At 55.3% G+C, this 394-nt stretch carries 1 protein-coding gene; it reads left to right on the top strand.

Annotation, left to right across the window (positions count from 1 at the left end; translation table 11 throughout):
* Positions 1-28 precede the first annotated feature (28 nt).
* A partial coding sequence (locus NE664_15290) for a leucine-rich repeat domain-containing protein (GenBank protein ID MCQ4727996.1) occupies positions 29-394 on the top strand: 366 nt, incomplete at its 3' end.

The raw sequence follows: 394 nt of genomic DNA, 5'->3' as shown, positions 1-394 counted from the left end.
AGACAGCGCGGTGCCGGCAGACCACTTATTGGGGGATGACGAGAATACGGGAAAGAAGACCGAATATGCCACGCCTGCGGATGCGGACCAAAAGGATAAAGACGCTCCCAAGTCTGATGATGCGCCGAAGGGCGATGAAACGGTGATTCGATGGGAGTTCGTGGATGATGACAACTTAAGCAGGGGTGAACTGTCTCTGATTGGCGTAAGCCCGGAGAACAGGGCGGATTTCGACACGGTTGTCTCCATGCTGCCGGAACAGGTGAGAGCGGAGATTGAGGAGGCGGGCGAAGTGACTCTTCCCATAGCTGACTGGAACTGTCAGGAGTATCAGCAGGACGAGGATGGGGAATGGCCATTTACCGGCGAATATGAGTTTATCGCAGAGCTGCCG

This window comes from Anaerotignum faecicola, assembly GCA_024460105.1.
Lineage (GTDB): Bacteria > Bacillota > Clostridia > Lachnospirales > Anaerotignaceae > JANFXS01.
Note: the sequence above shows the minus strand (reverse complement) of the source record. Positions and strands in the feature narration are given on the sequence as shown.